Below are 23,006 nucleotides of genomic sequence, written 5' to 3' on the forward strand. Positions count from 1 at the left end.
ACTGAAGAATCTCAGGAAGGGCCGCTTGCGACGTCGCCAAGTGATCCAAGTCCGAACCGTCTCAAGCTTGCATTCGGAATGATTTTTACGAGATACTCGGCATGGGTAATGGGTATGGATCGATCCGCCTCGCTATGCCAGAATCGAATGGGAACTCGAATATCCTCGAACGGGATATTCCAAGGTTGTCCGAAGCATCGATAATCATCAAGCATTCCGTGCGGACTTTTTGTACCTTCCTTTATCATCGGGACAAGGGCTTCTTTGGCCGCGGCAGGTAGTTGCCTCCGCTTCTCTTCGGGCAAATGGCAAATATTTGTTCAATTAAAGAAACAGGATCGCCCTTCCAGCAACTCGTCCAAGTATACCGGCCCTATCCCGGCCGAAATAGCTGTTCGCGTACTCGGTTAGGGTATCGATGACTGCAAGCCAATGCGAAAGGAGCGCCTCCCGATCCAGAAAATATGGCGAAGCGCTTTAATTCCATTGCATCAGCGAAAAAGATCGTATCTTCCACCACGTCGTTTATCGTTCGCCCAGGATGAGGATCGGAGAGGCCATAGCCTGATCTCTCCAGGACGAACATTCGTATTGCCGGCGCAGTCCCATCTTTCACCATCTGATCCAGTATCGCGATCATAGGCCCGAAGCGTACTCCCGGCGTCCCATTCATCATGACTACGGGAGCGCCCTCCGGCCGTCCGTATTCGGCATATCCCAATGTTCTCCCGCTCGGTATTGTAATCGTGTTTTCAGTCAAGTTTCATCCACTCCTTCTCATCGCATCTTCAATTCATATCTTTATTGCTTGATCATCATGGAAAGAACCCTACTTTCTTGCAAATTGCTGATACCTAACATTTGAAACCGTCTACATCCATTCGATAAAATAAAAATCCGGCAGCCGTCGCTGCCGGATTGAAGTCTTCATTAGGTTGTCTCTGGCGTATCCATTCCGTCCGGACCATCGACTATATCGATTACACCGACAGCAATTATGGATACCGCCGCTGTTTTACCCAGTTTCTTGGCGCCGTCTTTTATCAGCTGCTTATCGTTTTCCTTAATGCCTGTCACAACATCCTTACCGCTGTCGACAACGTATTCGATTCCTTAGCCAGCGCCTTTAACAGTAGTCGTAACCGCATCTCCAAGATCATCGAATCCGGACTTAGCCTGCTGCTTATCCGCCGTTATTAAACCAGCGCCAACATCCCATACGCCGCTCGCTGCTTGGCCTGCCAGTTCACCTGTCTTTGCCGTCACTCTTACCACATCATTGCCGATTTCTTTATCCGTTTGATCGGGTATTCCGTAATACATGGAGAAAATACATTTCTCCCTATACGTAAACGTGAACGTTTCTACTTTTTCACCTCGACGCCATACAGATTATAGCGGGGCTTTACGTTTTGACCGCTAATCTGAAAGCTATTCGTGGCATTACCCGTTAATGAATTTCCAGAGCTGTCTTTCAATTCGTTTATCGCCAAGAACGGACCCTCTTCTTTGGTGGACGCTTTATCTGCAATTCCGTATAATCCCCATACCCCTGCTAATAGTGCCATGCAGAAAATAGCGGTCCTCACACTATTGCGCCAATTGTTCTGGGAACGAACACCAAGCTTGTAAGCCCCAAAACCGACTGCTGCCCCTGATGCGTTTTGAATGGCATCGTTAATATCGAAGCTGCCGAGCATCGTTAGTGCCTGAATGGCTTCACAAACGAGAATAGACGCGATAAACAAGGCAATGAATCGAATAAAGGTGACTCGATATAACAAAGGAATCAATAGGCCAAAAGGGACGAAGGCTATGATGTTTCCGAATCCTACAAGATCCATCAGAGTGGGATGCAGTAGATCCGATAGACCTGGCAGCTTAAAGAAAGTGTCCGGTACCATAATAAAGGTGTAGCCGATTGTCTGCTCTGCAGCACCACTCCTGCCGAAAGCGAAAAATAAAAAATAAAGAATACTCGTTGCATAAAGGATGGTTATGGTAAAAACAGTTCGCCTTGACATGACATCGTCAGCTCCTTGGTGTGGTGCCGCATCGGACACTTTGCATTAATGTGATACTACGACAGTTCCTTCTTCGGGTGAGGCCCCTCCTGCCCGTTTAAGAGCAATGAATGCAACTATTATACCAATCAATGTAACCACTGCCGATACAATAAACGCGGTATGGATGGAAGAGTTAAGTGCAGAAGGACTCATCGTCTCCATGGTTGAGTCGGAACCAATCGTTGCCGTAATGATGGCCATGATGACTGCGAGTCCGATGGCCCCGCCAATTTGCTGACCGGTGTTGATAACCGCAGAGGATACCCCTTGCTCTCTCGGATCGACTCCTGTACTGCCAGCGATGAACATCGTCGTGAAGACGAACGCCTGCCCAAGACCGATGATAATCGTCCCGGGAAGCACTACCCAAGCATTGCCCGAAGCTGATAACTGGGTCAAGAGCAGGAAGCCGATGCCTCCAAGTGCCATTCCTGATGCGATTGTCCCGGAAACCCCTGCTTTGGCCAGCATAGGTGTAATGAGCTTCGCTCCCAGGAACGCACTAAGGGTAAGCGGAAGGAAAGTAAGTCCGGACTGGATGGCCGAGAAATGCAGAACGTTCTGCGTATATAGCGTTAAGAAGTAGTAGAGCGTACCAAACGATGCGGAGAAAAGAAAGGCTATAAGCGCAGCTCCGGTTAGGTTGCGATTACGGAACATGCGGAAGTTAATCAGCGGTCCTTTAGTTCGCTTCTCAATGACGACGAACGATGCGAGAAGTATGGCTCCGATCATAACGAGCGGCAAGGTTTTTGCGCTAAGCCAGCCCGAAACGGGAGATTGAATTAAATAGTAGACAACAAGAAGCATGCCAGCGGTAACCGAGATCGTCCCAGCGATGTCGAAGTGTTTACGTCCGCTCGGCACCGCGCTCTCTTTGAGGACGGCAGGAGCTAGCAGGAGAGTGAAGAGTGCGATCGGTACGTTAACGAAGAACGTCGCTTCCCAACCGATAAAGCTGGTGAGCACCCCTCCGAGTAATAACCCGAGCGACATGCCGACTCCACCCATGGCAGCCCAGATGCCCATAGCCTTATTCCGTTCTGCACCTTCTTCAAAGTTAGACATGATTAGCGACAACGTTGCCGGCGATAGCAAGGCTCCTCCGAAACCTTGCAGGCCTCTAGCTATGATCAGCATAAGCTGGGAATCAGCCAGTCCGCCAAGCAGTGAACCCAGACCAAACAAGGACATCGCCAATATGAACATTTTTCGTCTGCCCATTAGGTCCGAGAGTCTGCCTCCAATCAACAGAAACCCTCCAAACGCTAGGGAATATGCGCTAACAACCCATTGCAGATGGTTGGCGCTGAAGCCTAGTTCCTCTCCAAGCGACGGCATAGACACGAAAATAATCGTATAATCAAGAGCCATAATTAATTGAGAGAAGGCAAGTACGAGAAGTGCCAACCCTTTGAAGCGGCTGCTATTATTCATTAAAATACACCCTCCATTGATTAACGAATCTAAAAATCATTTTCGGACTGAACGGTCTAATAATGGCAACGGAAGGGAGAGAAAAGTCCCTCCGTCAGTCTTCTAGTGCCGACAGTGTAACAGTCGTGATCTCATCCAGCACCTGGGGATTGCTCGTTAACTTAGCCACTTGCGTCAAGGCATACCGCGAATGGTACAGATACCGCGCCAACGCCTGCAGATCCTGGCCGGTGCTCAGTTCCTGCCTCCGTTTGGCCCGAACCAACGCTTCGTAGAAAGCATGCTCGAGTCGATTTTGGTCCTCCTGGAACAAGGCCGCAATCTTCGGTTCGTGGGGAACTTGATCGATGGCGCTGTGTAGAATGAAACACTCTTTGCGCCGATCCTCATCTTGAAGGACGAGTACGATTTCTCGAAAGATCGAACGGACCGCTTCCTTCACGGACTCCGACTTCTCCAATCGAACGACAACGGCAGATGATTTCTCCTCTAAGTAATGCTTCACAGCCTGGATGAAGAGATCCTTCTTCGTGCCGTACGTATCATATAAGCTCTGTCGGGCTATTCCGAGACCTTCGAGCAAAATAGGGAGAGACGCTCCCTCGTATCCGTAATGGCCGAACACTTCCATTGCTTTATGCAGTACCAGGTTCTTATCGAATTCTTTGCTTCTTGCCACGCCGGATCCCTCCTTCACTCGTCCCATACTACCCTTAACAGATCGTTCAGTCAAGAAATAGAACTACATCATTACGCTTCTATGCAGGCCCATGTTCTACATCGATAATCCCTCCAATTCAATCTAGACCATTCAGTCCGAAATAACCAAAAAAAATGTTTATCACGTCTTTAATGCTTTCAATCTCAGAACCCAATTTTTCCGGATATCCTTCGCTCCCTTCGGTTGATGATTTCATCCTAGCATTTCCAGACCGAACGGTCAATAATTATTTTGCATTTTCATAAAGAAACAGAACACCGGCAGTCGCTTACGCCGTGTTCTGTCATTACATACGAAGCTCCTGCTTGTGTACAGTGCCAATCAAGGCAATCTGCGGGACTGAATGTTACGAATCCCTCAGCAGGCTTTTCTTATTCGCGATTTTGTAATCCAATACGCCCAATATTTTCTGCAAGTGATTGATTTGATCTTGGATCTTTCTTCTGTACACCTGCACTTTATCATACACTTCGGGTGTAGACAGGATATCTTCTTGGTAGGAAAGCGATGCAAACTCTTTAATATCTTTAAGAGGAACACCTATCTTCTTCAGACAAATAATAAGCTCCATTAACTGCATGTCTTCCTTGTGATACATTCGTCTGCCGTTCTCTCTTCTTTGCGCCCGGGGAAGCAGCTCGATCTTCTCATAATAGCGGAGAGCATCCTCTGTCAATCCGGTCATCCTCGACATTTCCTTAATTGAATAAGCGGCATCACTGCTCATCCTAAGACCTTCCTATCTTCGTGAAATATTATCACCAAGGAATGACACCTTGCTCATTGAAGTAACCGCCTGTCGGTCCTTCTTGTGCAAGTGTAGCATACTGGACGATGATTCGGGAACCTTGTTCCGGCGTCAGATCGCCGTATCCGTTATTGAAATCGGTCGCGACAAAACCAGGGCACACGGAATTTACTTTAGCAGAAGTATGTTTCAATGTAAAAGCAAGATGAGTGGTAAGCTGATTCAGTGCCGTTTTGGAACTGCTATAGGCTAATGCCTTTAAAGGATATACGCCGCTTGCCGGGTCGCTATGCAGCGTTATGGATCCTATGGAGCTGGAAATATTGACAATGCGCGGGGCATCCGAGTTTTCAATGAGGGGAAGCATCGCTTGACTGACAGCGAATGCGCCAAAAAAGTTCGTATCGAATGATCTCTTTAATTCCGCAACGCTTAGGTCCGTGAATTTGGGAATGATGCCGATTCCCGCATTGTTAATCAACACATCCAGTTTACCGTATTCCGTTGCGATTTTCCGGGCTGCTGCTTCAATAGAGGCTTGATCGGTCACGTCCAGTTGGATAAAATGCGCATTCAATTTTTGTGCCTGCAGTTTTGCTGCCGCTTCTTCCCCTTTTTCCTTGTTTCTCGCTCCTAGCAGAACCGTATACCCCAGACTCCCTAATTGGCGGGTCGTTTCGAATCCAAGCCCTCTGTTGCCTCCCGTAATCAAGGCTACCTTCTTCGTTGGTATGGACATTTCTCCTCACCTATCCTTCTCTTTTTTTGAGCAATAATGACAAGCATCATCACGCTGTTGACCTTTGCATCGCTCATGTTACAACTTGGTGTAAACACCAAGTCAAGCGCAAAAATACAAAAAGGGCGAAAAAAAAGAGGCTTCCAGAAGGTTCTGAAACCTCATGGAAAGCCTCATTTCTCTGTAGTCGCTCGGAAAGGTGGTCAAAATGTGATCATGTGGTCATATACCGTCTTCCGAACTGGGCCATGATCGATAATCGCGTTTTATCAGACAAAAGCTTCAAGCCCTCTGTTTGACCGACAAAAAACGAACGCCTACTTCCTTTGGAAGTAACGCCCGTGCTTGTTACATTCATTTCTCTTGAAACAACAAATCAAGAATTTTATCATCCGCTTTTCGGTTTATCCCTTGATACGGATAACAATGAATATGGATAGCTGGATTAAAGTTAATTTCAATTATGCAGTAATTCCTATTAGATGCTTCTTCAGATATGTCATCGATCATCATATCGACACCACAGAATGTCGCTTCAGCAGCTTTAGCAGATTGGATGGCAATCTGTTTATAGCTTTCTGGGATTTCATCTGTAAAGTCGATACTATCTCCGCCTGTGCTGATATTAGAGTTCTCACGCAAATAAACAATCTCGCCAGCCATTGGAACATCCGCGATGGTTCTAGATTGATTTTTCAAGAACATCTTTTCTACATCTCCAAGTTGAATACGTTCAAGCGGCGTTTTATAACCTATACCTCTTAGCGGATCTTTGTTTTTATCAATTACGAGCTGTTCGATCGTACGAATCCCATCCCCCACAACGTTTGCCGGAACACGGTGTAGAACACCGACAACCTCGTCCCCCATGACGAGAAACCGATATTCCTTTCCTGTGACAAATTGTTCAAGCAAGATCGTTTGGTCATGTTCGAAGGCCATTTCAAATGCCTTGTGATAATCCTCCAGAGTATAGTCCCCGGCAAATATCGTTATGCCAAGTCCAAAATTTGTCGACTTCGGTTTAATGACGATCGGCTTACCTCGATGTAACGGATAATCAGCGAGCGCAATATCCAAATCGTGATAGACCCTTCCCTTTGGAACACGAATACCATTTCGCTCTAGTACTTTTTTTGTGACAATCTTATTCTCCATAATTAGAATTGTGCTATATGAATCCAGAGATGTTTTAGTTGCTTGCTTGATGTATTCCTTATGGTCACCTTGTTGAAGTAAAATAAAATTATCTTGCCGGTCTAAAATTTCGAATTTAACCCCCCTCTTTACCGCCGCCTTTAGTAACAGCTGCGTAGATAATTCCAAATCCTCATATCCTGTAAACTGATAACCTGTTGCTTTACTTTCCTCCCTATATCGCCTTGCCTTCTCAAGATGATAAGACAAATATGTGGACTGTTGAATTTCGGATTTTACGATCTCCGCATAACTGAGCTGCGCGTCTTTAACAATCCTCCTGCTATTTTCAAGCAACTCTATAAATGATTGTTCATTTGACATTAGGAAATTCAGCATTTCTTCCATTTCATCAATAAAGTAAAGTGCCTTTTCCCTCAAATTCTCAAAATGCGATTCTTCTCCGTATAGTCTACCCTCTATGCCATTCATGATCAGGCTATCATGATTAAGAGCAGCTATTTTATGCTCTTCTTCCCCGAACGGCTGATCTTCGATAAGCAACAAAGTGACGAGGAACAAATGAACGAAATGCAGTGATTCTTTACTGACTCCAATTTTATATAGAGGGTTTAAATCAATCATTCGCAGTTCTAGGTAAGCGATCCCATGATGTATTAATTCATGCACAACATCGCACCCGATTGCGGGTTTTATTCGGACCGGACTATAATATTCTCTCACACTTAGCAATTCATTGGATGAAACAAGCTTTTGTAAATCACGAATATAATCTTCAACAGAATCCATAGAAACATGCAAAAGTTTATCGTTACGATATCCACACACGCTATTGCGAAGAGAATTCATGTTCGGAAAGAAGTGGCTCTCTTCATCGAAGTGATCGCTAAGTTGAACACATCTTTCGATATAAGACTTGTCAAAAACTGGGCTTGCACCGGTTAGATAAATTAGAAGCCAGCGGTATTTCATTACATTGCGGGCCACTTTTAAATAAACGTCATCTTTAAAGTTCCTGAAGCTTTGTTTCACTTGAAGCGTGCCATACAGCTTTTGAAGAAACTCCTCTTGAAAAGAGAAATTAAAATGGATACCACTAATGAGTTGTCTCTTTCGACCATATTTCTCAGCTAGTTTCCTTCGATATTGGTTTTCAGATGGATCGTCCATAGATGCGATTGGGATCTCATCTTCATCTGGCAAAACAGGCGGATTGCTGCTTGGCCACATATACTCATCATTCAACTCAAGTGATACGATATCGTGGAGAGTCTCCATAAAATGATAAGTCTCCTCGATCGATTCAAAAACAGGTGTAATTAGTTCTATTTGGCTTTCCGAGAAATCTGTCTTGATATACGGGTTCTCCTTTTTACTTCCAAACGCTTTGGGATGTGGGGTCAAAGCAAGCTTCCCCTTAAGGTCAACTCGGTTATTTTCTTTTTCTAAACCGAAGTTGCCGCGAAAGATATCCTTTTGCAAATGATTATCGACCACATATTGTAATCGTTCGCGATTTAATATTCTCATCATCATGTACCAGCTTTCCTTTGATTCATTTTTTCGAAAGTCCAAATAAACCAAGTGACAAGTATGATTCCTTTAAGCACACTGCTTAATGCAATGGATATCCAAACGCCGTTCAATCCATAAGAATTTGAAAGCACAATCGCCATAGGTATTCGCAGCGAAGTTAGAATAATACTGAAAATGGGCGGTATGTAGGTTTTTCCAATCCCATTGAAAGCCCCAACCGTCATCAATTCCACGCACATAAACAACTGCGAAGCACCGATAATTTGCAAATAGTCTACACCAAGACTTAGACTTGCTTCATCCGCCAGGAACAACGCAAAAATAGGCTCGGGAAACAACATGAAAAGGATAGAAACAAACATGCCAAATAATGAAGTGATAACTAAGCCGATCCTATATCCGCTTTTAATTCTGTCATGCTTGTGTGCACCGAAATTTTGTCCGATAAAAGCTGCAACTGCCCCTTGAAGTCCACCGATAGTCATGTATGAAATGGATTCAATTTGAATGCCTACTCGTTGAACCGCAATTGCGTTTGGTCCCCATTGGACTACTATTTTAGCAATGATGATGGAAATGACGGTAAAGGCCACACGTTGTACCGTTATTGGCATCCCTATTCGAAGAACTTCTTTCATGTGTTCAAAATGGAATATAAACGGCCTGGAGAATAAAGGCGACTGCCTCGTATTCACTATAAATAAACACATAACAATTACATTTGCTATCAATGTAGATAACGCTGCCCCCGATACTCCAAAGCCGTTGAAATTCCCTACTCCAAAAATGAATAAGGGATCCAGAAATAAGTTAACGAGGAATCCTACGGTTTGTACTTGAAACGGTTTTCTGCTGTTTCCCATTGAAGTAAGAACCATGCTGAACAATGAATTCAACAGTGTAAAGAACGTTCCTATGATCGCAATGATAAGGTAATGGCTTGCCATCTGTTCAATTTCTATACTGCCTAACTCGAAATATTCGATCAGGTATTGATGGGTTGCCAATATGATTAATATGAATATAGTACCCATGACTAACGACATGAGTATCCCATTATGTGTATGAACTCTTGCTTGGTCTTCCTTCCCAGCTCCTAAGCTATGCGAAACCTTAATGCCTGTTCCAATAGAAACTATCGTAAACAAGGCAATTGCTAAGTTCACGAAAAAGTTCGCGGTGCCGATCGCTGCAACTGGATTACTTCCCAACTTCCCGATCCAGAACATATTTACAAGACCATAAGTGGTCGAGATAAAATTCGTGGCGATTACAGGCAAAGTCAATCTCATGAGGGTTGATGTAATTGGGCCCTCCCGCAAGTCATGCGTTCCCTTCAAATCCACACTTCCTTAAATCAGTTATCAAACCTCTTACAGAGGAGGAAAATACTCATTCATGAATCGTACAACTTATCATGCCCGGTCTTTCTTATGATTCTTAAATCAATTTATTTTGATTTATAGGTCATAAAAAATCATTTGCAGCAATCCAATGAAGTCTCATCTTGACGGCGGAATATACAGCACAAATCGGATGAAAGCAGCCTGTTTACCTCAAGCTGATTCAATTCGTAATAGCTCCATGTCCCCTTCGTTTCGCGGTTAATGATACCAGCATCCAACAGTATTTTAAGGTGATACGAGAGTTTCGATTGCGGCATATCAACCAACTCGCCTAATTCGCATACACAAGTGCTGCCCCTTTGAGTAAGTTCGTACATAATTTGAAGCCGTTTTTGATCCGCAAAGGCTTTAAACTTTTTTTCATACGTTGTGAAATCTACAGATGCATCCTTGTCACTAAATATAGGAAACCCTTTTATCATATATTATCTCCTCTCCCATAATTTTTAAGTTGTACAGATCGAATTCAGCGTGCCATAAATCATTTTTTTGATGTTAACATGGGATAACAGAAACATCAATTATTAATCAAGAAAAGTTGATGAATTTGATCCAGACTCGAAACACGTCCGGGGATGCTTGTATCGCAAATAATTCGTTAATTAATTCGTTGCAAGCGGGTCATTACTACGTGTATCTGCACGTCACCAAAGGAACGAAAAAAGAGGCTTCTCACAAGTTCGCTGAACTCATGAGAAGCCTCTAGTTTTCTCCCCGATGTTACCCTTTAGTTACCCTCAGGATACCCCCGGCACCTCAAACCCCTTATAAATCAAGGGTTTTCGGTGGTTATCACATCATGCCGCCCATACCGCCCATGCCGCCCATATCAGGCATTGCAGGTTTAGCTGGTTCTGGCTTATCTGCTACGACAGCTTCAGTCGTGAGGAACATAGCCGCTACGGAAGCAGCGTTCTGCAGTGCGGAACGCGTTACTTTCGCTGGGTCAACGATGCCCGCTTCGAACATGTTTACCCACTCGCCCGTTGCTGCGTTGTAGCCTACGCCGATTTTCTCGTTCTTCAGACGCTCAACGATAACGGAGCCTTCTTGGCCTGCGTTCGCTGCGATCGTGCGAACTGGCTCTTCGAGGGAGCGAAGCACGATGTTAACGCCTGTTTTCTCGTCGCCAGCTGCTTGAACAGCTGAAACTGCATTGTATACGTTCACGAGTGCCGTGCCGCCGCCCGAAACGATACCTTCTTCGACTGCTGCACGCGTCGAGTTCAGTGCGTCTTCAATGCGGAGCTTGCGCTCTTTGAGTTCTGTTTCCGTTGCTGCGCCGACTTTGATAACTGCTACGCCGCCGGCCAGTTTAGCCAGACGCTCTTGCAGCTTCTCGCGGTCGAAGTCGGAAGTTGTTTCTTCCAGCTGTGCGCGGATTTGGTTAACGCGAACGTCGATGTCGGCTCTCTCGCCAGCGCCGTCAACGATGATCGTGTTTTCTTTCGTAACACGGATTTGACGAGCCGTACCGAGTTGGTCAACCGTCGTTTGCTTCAGCTCAAGGCCGAGCTCTTCCGTGATCACTTGGCCGCCCGTCAGAGCAGCGATGTCGCCCAGCATTGCTTTACGGCGGTCGCCGAAGCCTGGCGCTTTAACGCCAACGCAAGTGAACGTGCCGCGCAGACGGTTAACGAGCAGCGTAGCAAGCGCTTCGCCTTCGATGTCTTCTGCGATGATCAGCAGCGTTTTGCCGGATTGAACGACTTTCTCGAGAACTGGCAGGATCTCTTGAATGTTCGTGATTTTCTTGTCCGTGATCAGGATGAATGGATTGTCGAGGACAGCTTCCATTTTGTCCGTATCCGTGATCATGTATGGCGACAGGTAGCCGCGGTCGAATTGCATACCTTCAACCACTTCCAGCTCCGTTGCGAAGCCTTTGGATTCTTCTACCGTGATAACGCCGTCGTTGCCGACTTTCTCCATTGCTTCAGCGATCAGTTGACCAACTTCGTCGTCAGCGGACGAGATTGCAGCAACTTGTGCGATCGATTGCTTGCCTTCGATTGGCTTCGCGATCTTCTGCAGTTCTTCAACTGCAGCGCGAACAGCTTTCTCGATGCCTTTGCGGATAACCATAGGGTTAGCGCCAGCCGTTACGTTCTTCAGACCTTCGCGGATCATCGCTTGCGCAAGAACCGTAGCCGTCGTCGTACCGTCACCAGCGACGTCGTTCGTTTTCGTTGCTACTTCTTTAACGAGCTGAGCACCCATGTTCTCGAATGCATCTTCGAGCTCGATTTCTTTCGCGATCGACACGCCGTCGTTCGTGATCAGCGGGGAGCCGAATTTCTTCTCCAATACGACGTTACGGCCTTTAGGACCGAGCGTTACTTTAACCGCGTTAGCCAGTGCGTCAACCCCGCGCAGCATAGCGCGGCGAGCGTCTTCGCCGAATTTGATATCTTTAGCCATCGTCAATGACCTCCTAGAATAAGTATTAGAATCACGGAGCACGCTGCTCCGTTATGTGTGTCTGCCTTGTATGTGACTCCTCGAGCGATTAGCCCAGGATTGCGTGAATGTCGCTTTCCTTCATAATCAAATACTCTTTGCCTTCGTATTTGACTTCCGTGCCCGCATATTTGGAGAACAGAACGCGATCGCCTACTTGAACTTCAAGCGCAATGCGTACGCCGTCCTTAAGCGTGCCGCTGCCTACAGCAACGATTTGTCCTTCTTGCGGCTTTTCTTTGGCCGTATCTGGAAGCAGAATGCCGCTTGCCGTAGTCTCTTCTTTCGCGATCGGCAGTACCAATACGCGCTCACCCAAAGGTTTGATCATGAAAAATAGCCTCCTTTAGAAAATGTTCCTTGTACTTTCTATTAGCACTCGAACGACTCAAGTGCTAACAACCATTTTTATAATACTCATTTTGGCGATACATTTCAAGTGCCCGGCCATCAATTTATCTGATTTTAACATATCGCTATTGGAGCTCATATTTGCCGCTTGACTGCAATATCGTGCGCACTTCAATGTCCATGTCTTCTCCGCCAGGGAGCCAGTCGTGCCCTGATACGTGCTTCTTCCAATAAGACAAATGGTACCGATACAAATTCAGCCTTGTCTGAAACACATCGGCATGCTGCTTCAGCCCTGACTTATAAGCTCGCTGAAGCTCCTTTGTCACAATTTTATTCGCCACGCTCTCCAGCTCCTGCTTGGAAAGCTTGCCTCCCATTTCAACCAAATGCGCCTTGATTGTTATCTTCAGCTTGAAACGAACATGGTCGCCTTGAGCGATTGCTTTCAATTGCTGCTTCACATCGTCTACAGAGATAGTCGCCTTATCTCCGTCTGACTTTATGGCTAACAGTTCATGCTTGAAATCAGGCTGCAACCATCGGATTCCTCGATAGTCGTTGTCGCTCATGTAACCAATAAAGCTTCGATTCGAGAATAAGAACACGCCGTCAAGCAAGTTGAGCTTCATCGGCTTGTCCATCTGTTTCCAATCCCCTGTCTCGGCAGTCAAGCTGGGCAGCAAGACGGTAATGGAGGGCTCATTCAGCTGCTGTACGTACATCTGCATATTCATAGACCGATATGCGCTGATTTGCTCGTGCAACAGATGAGGGGCGTACAATAGGCTAATGAGCGGCGAACGATTAAAAAGATTATGGGTCGTGAACAACTTCTCGATCTCATCGCGTGTACCGAACATCCACACCGTATACCTAGAAGCCCGTTGCCGGTTAAGTGCATCTAGCAGCTCATTGATCTGCAGCATGGCCCGCTCTTGAATGACGATCGATTTCAGCTGTTCGATGCTGACTTGATATTGAGAAGACTTAATCAGTGAGCGAATCGCCTCGAACACGGTATCCCCTTCGCCGCGCCCGATCCATATGACAGGAGATTTGTCCGGAGTCCCGCCTTCCGTCTTTGCTACTGCACTGAATCCGATCATCTCTCCGTAGAGAATGTACTTACCGTCCTTATAATCGACGCCAAGCGCTGTAACATAACCGACATCCTGGAGATCGACTTCGTCCCAGCACCCTCCGATCACTAGCGCAACGGACAAGCCGAGCAATGCCTTTATTGCGTTTCTCAGCCATCCGAAGCTCATCGGCTCTCGCTCCCTCTGCTTCTATGTCTCAGCAAATCCCAAGGCACATGAATGATCGCTCTCAGCAGCTTCCGCCATTCAATCGGCGCGATCGGCGCCATGAATGGATGCCCGAACGATTCCAGCGAGCACATGTACACAAGAACGACGAACACGCTGATGAAGAAACCGAATATACCAAGGATGGAGGACAAGATCAGAATAAACAGTCGGATGACGCTAACCGACCCGTTCAAGGACTGATTGACTAGTGTAAAAGTAGCAACGGCCGTTACCGCTGCCGCGACTAACATCGTCGGGGAAGTAAGGCCTGCCCGAATCGCGGCATCGCCGACGATTAAGCCCCCGACGACGGACACGGTCTGACCGACGGGTCTCGGCAGTCGGACGCCTGCTTCTCGAAACAGCTCGAACATCGCGAGCATCATGAACATCTCCATAGGGGCGGAGATCGGAAGCCCTGCACGCGATACCGTTACGGTAGCCAACAGATTGAAAGGGATCTGGTCGGTATTAAAGGCGGATAAAGCGATCCAAAAGCCTGGCACGCACAGCGCCAGCACAAGACCGAATAAACGAAGCAGCCGCTCCATCGTCACATAATGGTACGGCAAATGCGCATCCTCCGGCGACTTGATAAGCAGCGATAACGATGCCGGTGCGATAATAGCAGACGGCGAGCCATCCACCAATACCGCAACTCGCTTGCTTACAAGCGCCTGAACCACATAATCCGGTCGTCCATTGTAGTCCAGCAGCGGAAATAACGACAGCGGACGATCGGAGACCAGCTCTTCCAGCTGCGTTGAACTGTACATCGCATCAACGTCGATCGCTTTCAATCGACTGCGCATCTCGTCCACGATCGAGCTTTTGACTTTGCCATCGAGATATAGCAACGCTACCTCAGTCTTCGTCATCTTCCCGAGCGAATAGAATTCGCAACGCAAATCAGCCGTTCTCAGCCGCTTGCGCACCAGCGCCAGATTCGTCTCCAGCTTCTCGACGAAGCCGTCTCGCGGTCCCTTCAGCGACACTTCCATTGTCGACTCTTCCGGCTGGCGGCCAGGAGGATCGCTAATTTCCGCTTTGTACCAGCGATCGCCGCAATAGGCGATCAGCGCACCCGATGTAAGCTCCATAAAGATGGACTCCGTATCGACATCCTCCCGGATTTGCGAGAAGACCGGCGGCATACAAGAGTTCGAGCTGAAATCCCACGACTCCATCTCATTCATAATGCCGATATGAAGCTCGCGGCTATCTATCATGCCAATGCAATAGTACATGTGGACTTGCACCTTGCCGTCATTAACATTGATGTTGCGCATGGTCACGTCGCCGCAGCGCTCCACCATCTCATCCCAATCCTGCAGGCTCGGATTGCGGCGAGCTGAACTCGGCTTTTTATTATCCGTGTCGATCACGCTTTCCACCTCCTTCCGTTTCTTTCCCATCGGCACCGCTTGCGGCAGCAATGGCCCACAGCATTAACGTTAGGAATAGAACTACAATGCCGGAATAGTGAAAATAGTCCTGAAGCATGCCTCTGTAATACAGTTGCCTCTCCACGGTATAATAAGCCGCATATCCAACCAGAAGGGACAGTCCGATGATGCCGTTGTTTCGGCTCTTGTTTGTCCGGAACAACAGCTCCGATGCCAAGTATAGCGTTAATGAAATCCGCACGAACGAGCCGGCCATCCATTGATAGATCGCAAGAAAATCAAGATGCTCAATGTAGTGACCGATGGTTACGAGCCTCCATTGGGAGAATGCCGGGTACTTCAACCGTTCGCTCTCGAACGGGCCAAACTCTGCGATCGCTCCTGTAGCGGGACCAAGCGCAAGCATCGCAAGAAACGCAATCAGTATTACGATGCCTCCTCGGCTCATCTGTCCTTTCAGGTGAGGCTGAATCAGCATCAGCATATACAGCTCGAGCAGAGCGCTGAAAGCATACAATCCCCCGTCCAGAATCGAACTAAAGCCATGCTCTGCAATCGGCAGCATGAAATGGTAATCCTTGTGACGAATATTAGCCGACATGACAAAATCGCCGAGGAAAATAACGATCGGAAGCAGAATGCACGATATGAATGCTATCGTCCGAAGACCTGCCAATGCGCCGTACGCGCAAAGCGCAATAAAGAGGAACGTTACGACATACGAAGGCGTAAGCGGCACATAAGTCGAATTGGAGAAGGCGACTGTGTCAACTAGCGAATGATAACACGTGAATATTAGCATCGAGAAAATGATTGCATTCACCAGCCATTTGGTCACAGACGGCACCCTGGCGTCCAGCCAGTCGTTGAACGAACGTTCCTTGATGGAACGAACGATGCCCATCAGCGGAAAAGCAGCCCACAGCGCAGCCGCGGGAAGCGAAACAAGCACGCTCAGCCACGCGTCACGATGTGCCGATTTCAGCAATAAGGGAATGATGACGACATGATTTACGATTCCGACCGACAGCGTCATCATCATAATCATCGGCCATAAGCCAAAACGTTTCATCGCTTGCATCCTGACCTCACCTCCATCCCCAATATTTTCCCCTCGGGCCCTGTGATCATACATGGTTTGTCGAATAATGGAACACAAAAAAAAGCCGATCCGCAACATCCCTTCATCAGGAAAATTGCGAATCGGCTTACTCTATTTACAGCTTCCATTATGACTCGTTCACTGCGCTTCCTGCTTCGAACTCTTGCTCCCATGCGGCATCTGCAGCCTGCTGCTTCTTATAGACCGAATTCGATAAGAAGATGCTAATCTCATACAGCAAGAGCAGCGGAATCGATACAAGCACGTCAGAGATGACGTCAGGCGGTGTGATGATCGTACCGATCAACACCATGACGAAGTAGGCGACCCTTCTCATCTTGCGCAGACGAATCGGATTCAGAATCCGCAGCTTGGTCAGAAACATAATGACGAGCGGAAGCTCGAACAACAGCGAGATCGGAAGGAGAATATTGAACAGAAACTGAATGTACTGCATGACACCGTACGTCTCAATCAAACCAAGGCTGCGAGACACTGACGTTGTGAAATCAAACGCCATCGGCGCGATAACGAAATAAGCAAATGAAAGACCGACCAAGAAGAGGAAAAGCGCGAACGGAATATATTTCAGCGTCGCCTTCTGCTCCTTCGGCGATAAAGCCGGTTTCACGAACGACCATAGCTGGTAGAAGCCGAATGGCAGCACAAGCACCAGCGAGATGAGGAACGCGAACTTCATATACATCCCGATGCCATCCCATAACGAGAACGTGTGAAGATCAACACCGTTCATCGGTCCATCCGTTATTACGAATTGATAAAGCGGCTTCGCATAATACAGCCCTATGCAGAGCCCGACAACGAGTACTAATATCGTCCAGAAAAGGCGCCGCCTCAGCTCGCCCAAATGTTCCAGCAGCGGCATCATTCCTTCTTCGCGCATGCGGCTTCTAATCCCCGCCGCCGACTGGCCGGAAGACTGCCGTTGTTCGGCCATGTTGGCTCACTCCTAACCAAGCACGCGTATCTTGTCCACTCGATGGGTGCGACACGCGCTTCATATGTATGCCGTGCGTGAAAAAACCTCTATCGCGGCCCCATACGAGATATGCAGCCGCGTTTAGAGGTAGTTTGTATTGCAAATAGTAATGTCAGCCTCATGACAAACGGCTCCAACTATTCCGGGAGCCGTTTATCGTTGACTTGAACGTCGTCCACCTTATTGATCTCTACACGTTCCTTCGACTTCTGATCATCGGTGTCGCTCATTACTTCGCGGGCACCCGCCTTGAATTCACGCAGCGTACGTCCGAATGCGCGACCAAGCTCAGGCAGTTTGTTCGGTCCGAACAGCAGCAGTGCGATTACGACGAGCAGTATAAAGCCCGTAGGTCCGATACCATTAAACATTCCATTCACCTCTCTAATATTCGTTTGTGTATACTAGAAACTGCTAACGAGATAGCGTAATTCTATGTACTAGCAGCCGTGCAATCCGCCATACCCCATCGTAACGATATCTTCGCGTGTTATCGTGTCGCCAGCCAATATTCTTGGAAGCAGCACATCGAAAGAGGTATGCGGGTCATGCATGACGCAGCCCGGCAGTCCCATAATCGGTACCCCGGCCAAATAACCGATTAACAGCATCGAGCCCGGCAGCATTGGTGTGCCATAGCTTACGATGTGTGCGCCGGCTTCCCGGATCGCGCCTGGCGTCCGGTCGTCCGGATCAACGGACATACCACCAGTCACTAGTATCATATCATAACCGCTGTCAAACAAGGAACGGATATGATTGACAATTGTATGTCGATCATCAGGGGTGAAGCGCTGCTCCACGACCTCGGAACCAAGTGCCTCCAGCTTGGCGCGCACGACTGGACCAAATTTGTCCTCGATCCGTCCACTAAACACCTCGCTGCCTGTCGTAAGCAAACCAACTCTGAATTTCTTCAGTGGACGCACCGTAATCGGAGCTGCTCCATCATTCTCCAGACGGTAAGCCTGTGCAAGTTTCTCTGCCGCTTCCACCTTCTCCTTCGGCAGAACAAGCGGGATTGCCCGCGTAGCGGCGACTGGTTGTCCCTCTCGAACGAGCGTATGATGCCGAACGGTCGCAAGTGCAATGTCGCCAATCCGATTGATGGATTCAACCAATTCAGGCGGGATAACCGCAAGTCCAGTCCGCTGAGCGCGAAGCGAAACTTTGCCCTCATGCGGCTCTGACAGCACGATGCCTTCGCCCTGCAGCGATGCGGCAAGACGGCCTGCTGCCTCATCCTCGTGCAAATCATTATCCCCAATATCAAGCGTATAAATATGTGCCTTCCCGATATCAAGCAATCCAGGAATATCGGCCTCCGTGATCAGATGGCCGCGCTTATATTTACGTCCCTTGAACTGGCCGGGCACAATCTGAGTCAGATCGTGCGCAAGCCGCATCCCAACTGCTTCCTCGACCGGAATTTCCCGCATTACTGTCGATTGTAATTGTCCGTCGCTCGTTTCATTACCGTTCATTGGCGTGTTCCCCAACTTGGCCGGATACAATGCCAAGCGCATGTGGAAGCTGATCGATGACGCTCATAAGGCTTTCCTGAACGCCTTTGGGACTTCCAGGAAGATTAATGATGAGCGAACGATCCCGGATGACACTGACGCCTCGGCTTAACATCGCCCTGCGCGTCCGGCTCATCCCGTTCATTCGCATCACTTCCGAAATACCTGGCACGAGACGATCAGCAACCTTCAAGGTCGCTTCAGGCGTAACATCCCGTGGGCCAAGGCCTGTTCCGCCTGTCGTGAGCACGAGATCCGCCTTATAATAGTCCGTCATCTCGATGAGAGCAGCCATAATCTCATCCTGCTCATCCGGTACGATTCGGTAGTCGACAATCTCGCCTCCGATCTCTTCTTCCACCAATTCTCGAATGACCTGCGCACTCGTATCCTCGCGTTCTCCCCTCGAGCCCTTATCACTTGCTGTCAGAATCGCCACTTTCCATTTCATGAACAATTCCTCCTGACTCAGGATCTTTGAGCCGAGCTCAAAGTCACTCTGCTCAGCAAATTGCTTGCCTCTTTCAAACTGTAGCTTATAAGCAAATTGCTTGTTTCCGCGAGGGAGCTAGATTGACTTCTCGTCATTCCGCCGATAATCCCCGCTCTTACCGCCGGTCTTCTCGATCAACCGTGTCGGTCCAATCACCATATCTTTATCGATTACCTTGCACATATCATATACGGTCAATCCAGCAGCTGAAACAGCGGTCAGCGCCTCCATCTCTACACCTGTCTTGCCGGTCGTTCTTACTGTAGCTTCGATGTATAGCTCATCATGGCCATTATCTTCAAAGGCGATGCTGACGCCTGTCAACGCAATCGGATGACACATTGGAATCCATGCCGATGTCTGCTTCGCCGCCATAATGCCAGCAACCTGCGCGACCCCAAGCACATCTCCCTTGCTAATCCGGCCTTCCTTAATCGTCTGCAGCGTCTCCGGCCGCATCGTTACCGCCGTCCGCGCGATCGCTGTCCGTTTCGTTACGTCCTTCTCCGAAATATCAACCATACGCGCTCTGCCCTGCTCATCGAAATGCGTTAACGATTCCAATCTAATCGACTCCTTCGTCCGCTCCAGTACACGTGCTGCTCTGTCACGATCGCATCCATTCGAGCATCATGACTATCCATTGGCACTGCCGAGACGATCTGCGCCTCAAAGCAGCAGCCAGCCCACAATGGCATTTCCTTCTCACTTGGCACAAGGCTGCGCAGACGGTCGCAATAACGATCATAGAAGCCGGCTCCGTATCCAAGCCTTCCTCCGAGCTGATCAAAGGCAAGTCCAGGAACAATGACAGCGCCAGGTACGTACGTATCTTCGCACTTCACAGCCTGCGCTGGATTCGGTTCTCGAATGCCGAACGCGCCAGGCATGAGCTCGTCCCAACCGCGAATCCAATATGGCGTCATCGTTACGCCATCCGCTTCGCAGCGCGGTGCCGACACAGCAATTTCATTCCGCCAGCACCACTCGATGAATTCCGCTGTATCCAGCTCCGAACGAAGCCCGATGTAGACCATCACATTCTCGGCTCCGATACCCGCCAATAGGTCGGCTATACGTTGACAAGCCGCTTGCGACCAGCTTGTACGTTGTGCTGGCGCTATTGCTTCGCGCCTACTCTTCATGACAGCCCGCAGCTCGCGCTTCTCGCCGTTATTCTGTTGCATCATGGGTTAGCCCTCTCTACCAAATCTTGCAGCAATAATCGTTATTAGTTTACCATTGTTGAACAGCTTTCGCCAATGCGAAGGCTAGTTTCGTATTCGGTCATTATCATGTGAGAAAAGCACTATCTAGGCCAAGCGAAGATGTTCGACCTATAGCTTTGAGGAGTTAAGTATCTTCGAAAGGTAGGTTTTATCGAATTGAATCGAACCGTTCCGATTAAAAAGTCGGCTCTGTCGGTTCACCTCGCCAATAAGAATTTGTTCTTTCCTAATTACACCGGAAACATATAAATTCTTATGTGGTAAACTGTCACTATACGTTGACTCATGTTGTGAATTGGAGGTTATCATTCCATATGCTGCTTCAAGTTTCTGACTTATCCAAAAGCTACGGCGTTACGCCGATTCTATCCCGTATTACATTTCAAATCCAGGAGCGCGAAAGGATCGGCCTCGTTGGCGTGAACGGCGCCGGCAAGTCGACGCTTCTCCAAATTATCGCAGGCGAAATGTCCTATGATTCCGGAACGATCTACAAAGCCAAAGAAACACGCATCGGCTATCTGGCTCAGAACAGCGGACTTCAATCCGATCGCACTATTATTGAAGAAATGCGCGAAGTATTCCGTGCACTCCTTGATACGGAGCAGGAGCTTCGCCAGCTTGAGGTCGCCATCGCAGACCCTGATCTGCAGCGTGACGAGAAGCGATATGAAGAAACGCTTGCCCGCTATGCGGAGCGTTCCGAATGGTTTCGCAGCAATGGCGGCTTCGAGATGGATACTCGGATCAAAAGCGTCCTGCATGGCATGGGCTTCAGCCAATTCGATCCGAATACGGTCATCTCGACGCTAAGCGGCGGACAGCGGACACGGCTGGCACTTGCCCGCATGCTGCTGCAAGCTCCTGATCTGCTTATGCTTGACGAGCCTACCAACCACTTGGATATCGAGACGTTGACATGGCTCGAATCGTATCTTCGCGGTTACAGCGGTTCGATTCTGATCGTCTCCCATGACCGCTACTTCCTTGATGCACTGGCGACAGGCATCGTAGAGATCGAACGTCATGCCGCGAAGCGGTATACGGGCAACTACAGCCGTTACATTGATTTGAAAGCCGCAGAATACGAATCACAGTTGAAACAATATGAGAAGCAGCAGGATGAAATTGCGAAGTTGGAACAATTCATTCAACGCAATATCGTCCGCGCTTCTACGACCAAGCGCGCGCAGAGCCGGCGCAAAGCGCTTGATAAGATGGATCGTCTCGACAAGCCGCTCGGCGAGTTGAAGAAAGCGCACTTCTCGTTCGAGATCGATCGGCAGACTGGCAAGGACGTCCTTACAGCCGATTCGCTTTCTGTTGCGTTCGAAGGTGCCGATCAGCCTCTGTTCCGCAATATCAGCTTCCGCCTTGAACGCGGCGAGACAGTGGCGTTGGTAGGCCCGAATGGTATCGGCAAATCGACGCTGCTCAAGGCGCTAATTGACCGACAGCCGCTAGCCAATGGTGCGTTCCGTTGGGGCTCGAACGTTAAGCTTGGTTTCTATGACCAGGAGCAGGCAACACTGACAGGCTCCAATACGGTGCTGGAGGAAGTATGGAGCGCCTTCCCTCATCTGGAGGAAGCACGCATCCGCACGGTTCTCGGCAACTTCTTGTTCAGCGGAGACGATGTACAGAAGGTCGTGTCATCATTGAGCGGCGGCGAGAAAGCACGCGTTGCTCTAGCCAAGCTAATGTTGGACCGCGCCAATGTACTCATTCTCGACGAGCCTACCAACCACTTGGACTTGTTCAGCAAGGAAGTGCTGGAGTCGGCGTTGATCGATTATGATGGCACGCTGCTGTTCATCTCGCATGACCGCTATTTCCTGAACAAGATGGCAGAGCGAATCGTTGAGCTGACACCGGATAGCTGCCGACATTTCCTGGGAAATTATGACGATATGATCGAGAAAAAGCAGGAGCTCGAGGAGCTGGCCGCTCTCGCTGCTGCAGAAGCAGCGAGCGGTAAAGGCGCTGCGAAATCCCAGGCAGCAGCAGTAGATACTTCTTCGACTCCAAGTTCTTCGTATGAAGCAGACAAACAGGCCAAGCGCGACGAGCGCACTCGTCAGCGTAAGCTGGAGCAGCTCGAAGCCTCTATCGCTGAACTGGAATCGGCTATCGAAGAACTGGAGACTGAACTGACGAAGCCTGAAGTGTTCAACGACTACGTTCGCGTGCAAGAGATTCAAGCCAGCATCGACGCGAAACGCACGGAACTCGCGGCGGTGTACGAGCAGTGGGAAACATTGGTTGGTTAAAGACTGGTGAAGGAAAGCCCAAAAGGCGGCGCAGGAATGAACGGAATC

At 48.5% G+C, this 23,006-nt stretch carries 24 protein-coding genes; 1 reads left to right on the forward strand and 23 read right to left on the reverse strand.

All coding sequences use genetic code 11. The features are described 5' to 3' along the window. Positions 1 to 11: 11 nt before the first annotated feature. The 23 genes from H8B09_RS22030 to H8B09_RS22135 form a co-directional block, all read right to left on the reverse strand. Positions 12 to 248 (reverse strand): alpha/beta fold hydrolase, encoded by a 237-nt coding sequence (locus tag H8B09_RS22030; protein WP_191205751.1) that lies wholly within the window; start codon positions 246 to 248, stop codon positions 12 to 14. A 125-nt stretch (positions 249 to 373) separates the two neighbouring features. Further along, positions 374 to 760 carry an alpha/beta fold hydrolase gene (locus tag H8B09_RS22035; protein WP_191205752.1) on the reverse strand — a complete coding sequence of 129 codons (387 nt, stop codon included), beginning with the start codon at positions 758 to 760 and terminating at the stop codon, positions 374 to 376. Between the two features lie 170 nt (positions 761 to 930). Further along, positions 931 to 1,077 (reverse strand): hypothetical protein, encoded by a 147-nt coding sequence (locus H8B09_RS22040; protein ID WP_191205753.1) that lies wholly within the window; start codon positions 1,075 to 1,077, stop codon positions 931 to 933. Positions 1,078 to 1,113: 36 nt separating this feature from the next. Then, a complete protein-coding gene (locus H8B09_RS30640) occupies positions 1,114 to 1,323 on the reverse strand; it encodes a hypothetical protein (RefSeq protein WP_224753884.1) in 210 nt (69 codons plus the stop codon). A gap of 41 nt (positions 1,324 to 1,364) precedes the next feature. Beyond that, the gene (locus H8B09_RS22045) at positions 1,365 to 2,024 is read right to left on the reverse strand and encodes a VanZ family protein (protein WP_224753885.1); all 660 of its coding nucleotides are present in this window, start codon (positions 2,022 to 2,024) and stop codon (positions 1,365 to 1,367) included. Positions 2,025 to 2,069: 45 nt separating this feature from the next. After that, the gene (locus tag H8B09_RS22050) at positions 2,070 to 3,503 is read right to left on the reverse strand and encodes an MFS transporter (protein ID WP_191205754.1); all 1,434 of its coding nucleotides are present in this window, start codon (positions 3,501 to 3,503) and stop codon (positions 2,070 to 2,072) included. A gap of 94 nt (positions 3,504 to 3,597) precedes the next feature. Continuing rightward, positions 3,598 to 4,182 carry a TetR/AcrR family transcriptional regulator gene (locus H8B09_RS22055; protein ID WP_191205755.1) on the reverse strand — a complete coding sequence of 195 codons (585 nt, stop codon included), beginning with the start codon at positions 4,180 to 4,182 and terminating at the stop codon, positions 3,598 to 3,600. Positions 4,183 to 4,570: 388 nt separating this feature from the next. Continuing rightward, complete coding sequence (locus tag H8B09_RS22060; protein WP_191205756.1) at positions 4,571 to 4,951, reverse strand: MerR family transcriptional regulator; 381 nt, start codon at positions 4,949 to 4,951, stop codon at positions 4,571 to 4,573. A 31-nt stretch (positions 4,952 to 4,982) separates the two neighbouring features. Continuing rightward, positions 4,983 to 5,711, reverse strand: a complete 729-nt coding sequence (locus H8B09_RS22065) for an SDR family oxidoreductase (RefSeq protein WP_191205757.1) — start codon at positions 5,709 to 5,711, stop codon at positions 4,983 to 4,985. 354 nt (positions 5,712 to 6,065) lie between these two features. Continuing rightward, positions 6,066 to 8,405 carry a bifunctional glutamate--cysteine ligase GshA/glutathione synthetase GshB gene (gene gshAB, locus H8B09_RS22070; RefSeq protein WP_224753886.1) on the reverse strand — a complete coding sequence of 780 codons (2,340 nt, stop codon included), beginning with the start codon at positions 8,403 to 8,405 and terminating at the stop codon, positions 6,066 to 6,068. After that, on the reverse strand, positions 8,402 to 9,745 hold the full coding sequence (locus H8B09_RS22075) for an MATE family efflux transporter (protein WP_191205758.1): 1,344 nt from the start codon (positions 9,743 to 9,745) through the stop codon (positions 8,402 to 8,404). The genes gshAB and H8B09_RS22075 overlap by 4 nt, the downstream gene beginning before the upstream one ends. A gap of 137 nt (positions 9,746 to 9,882) precedes the next feature. After that, entirely contained in the window at positions 9,883 to 10,233 is a 351-nt protein-coding gene (locus H8B09_RS22080; RefSeq protein ID WP_191205759.1) for an ArsR/SmtB family transcription factor, read from the reverse strand. A gap of 370 nt (positions 10,234 to 10,603) precedes the next feature. Next, positions 10,604 to 12,232, reverse strand: coding sequence for a chaperonin GroEL (gene groL / locus H8B09_RS22085; protein WP_191205760.1), 1,629 nt, complete (start codon positions 12,230 to 12,232; stop codon positions 10,604 to 10,606). 88 nt (positions 12,233 to 12,320) lie between these two features. Beyond that, positions 12,321 to 12,602 (reverse strand): co-chaperone GroES, encoded by a 282-nt coding sequence (gene groES / locus H8B09_RS22090; protein WP_191205761.1) that lies wholly within the window; start codon positions 12,600 to 12,602, stop codon positions 12,321 to 12,323. Between the two features lie 145 nt (positions 12,603 to 12,747). Next, positions 12,748 to 13,893: a Ger(x)C family spore germination protein gene (locus H8B09_RS22095; protein WP_191205762.1), complete on the reverse strand. Its 1,146-nt coding sequence runs from the start codon at positions 13,891 to 13,893 to the stop codon at positions 12,748 to 12,750. After that, positions 13,890 to 15,320: a spore germination protein gene (locus tag H8B09_RS22100; RefSeq protein WP_318152700.1), complete on the reverse strand. Its 1,431-nt coding sequence runs from the start codon at positions 15,318 to 15,320 to the stop codon at positions 13,890 to 13,892. Before H8B09_RS22100 ends, H8B09_RS22095 begins: the two co-directional genes overlap by 4 nt. Then, entirely contained in the window at positions 15,304 to 16,422 is a 1,119-nt protein-coding gene (locus H8B09_RS22105; RefSeq protein ID WP_191205764.1) for a GerAB/ArcD/ProY family transporter, read from the reverse strand. The genes H8B09_RS22100 and H8B09_RS22105 overlap by 17 nt, the downstream gene beginning before the upstream one ends. Before the next feature lie 148 nt (positions 16,423 to 16,570). Then, positions 16,571 to 17,401, reverse strand: a complete 831-nt coding sequence (tatC, locus tag H8B09_RS22110; RefSeq protein WP_191205765.1) for a twin-arginine translocase subunit TatC — start codon at positions 17,399 to 17,401, stop codon at positions 16,571 to 16,573. 179 nt (positions 17,402 to 17,580) lie between these two features. Beyond that, positions 17,581 to 17,814 (reverse strand): twin-arginine translocase TatA/TatE family subunit, encoded by a 234-nt coding sequence (locus H8B09_RS22115; protein WP_191205766.1) that lies wholly within the window; start codon positions 17,812 to 17,814, stop codon positions 17,581 to 17,583. A gap of 69 nt (positions 17,815 to 17,883) precedes the next feature. Further along, complete coding sequence (locus H8B09_RS22120) at positions 17,884 to 18,927, reverse strand: molybdopterin-binding protein (RefSeq protein WP_191205767.1); 1,044 nt, start codon at positions 18,925 to 18,927, stop codon at positions 17,884 to 17,886. Then, positions 18,917 to 19,417, reverse strand: a complete 501-nt coding sequence (locus H8B09_RS22125; RefSeq protein ID WP_191205768.1) for a MogA/MoaB family molybdenum cofactor biosynthesis protein — start codon at positions 19,415 to 19,417, stop codon at positions 18,917 to 18,919. Before H8B09_RS22125 ends, H8B09_RS22120 begins: the two co-directional genes overlap by 11 nt. Positions 19,418 to 19,534: 117 nt before the next feature. Then, on the reverse strand, positions 19,535 to 20,023 hold the full coding sequence (gene moaC, locus H8B09_RS22130) for a cyclic pyranopterin monophosphate synthase MoaC (protein ID WP_191205769.1): 489 nt from the start codon (positions 20,021 to 20,023) through the stop codon (positions 19,535 to 19,537). After that, the gene (locus H8B09_RS22135; RefSeq protein ID WP_191205770.1) at positions 20,011 to 20,649 is read right to left on the reverse strand and encodes a 5-formyltetrahydrofolate cyclo-ligase; all 639 of its coding nucleotides are present in this window, start codon (positions 20,647 to 20,649) and stop codon (positions 20,011 to 20,013) included. The genes moaC and H8B09_RS22135 overlap by 13 nt, the downstream gene beginning before the upstream one ends. A gap of 353 nt (positions 20,650 to 21,002) precedes the next feature. On the opposite strand from H8B09_RS22135, the gene H8B09_RS22140 reads away from it, so the two are divergent. Further along, entirely contained in the window at positions 21,003 to 22,958 is a 1,956-nt protein-coding gene (locus tag H8B09_RS22140; RefSeq protein WP_191205771.1) for an ABC-F family ATP-binding cassette domain-containing protein, read from the forward strand. The last annotated feature ends 48 nt before the right edge of the window (positions 22,959 to 23,006 follow it).

The sequence above is a fragment of the Paenibacillus terricola genome (assembly GCF_014779765.1).
GTDB classification, from domain to species: domain Bacteria; phylum Bacillota; class Bacilli; order Paenibacillales; family Paenibacillaceae; genus Paenibacillus_T; species Paenibacillus_T terricola.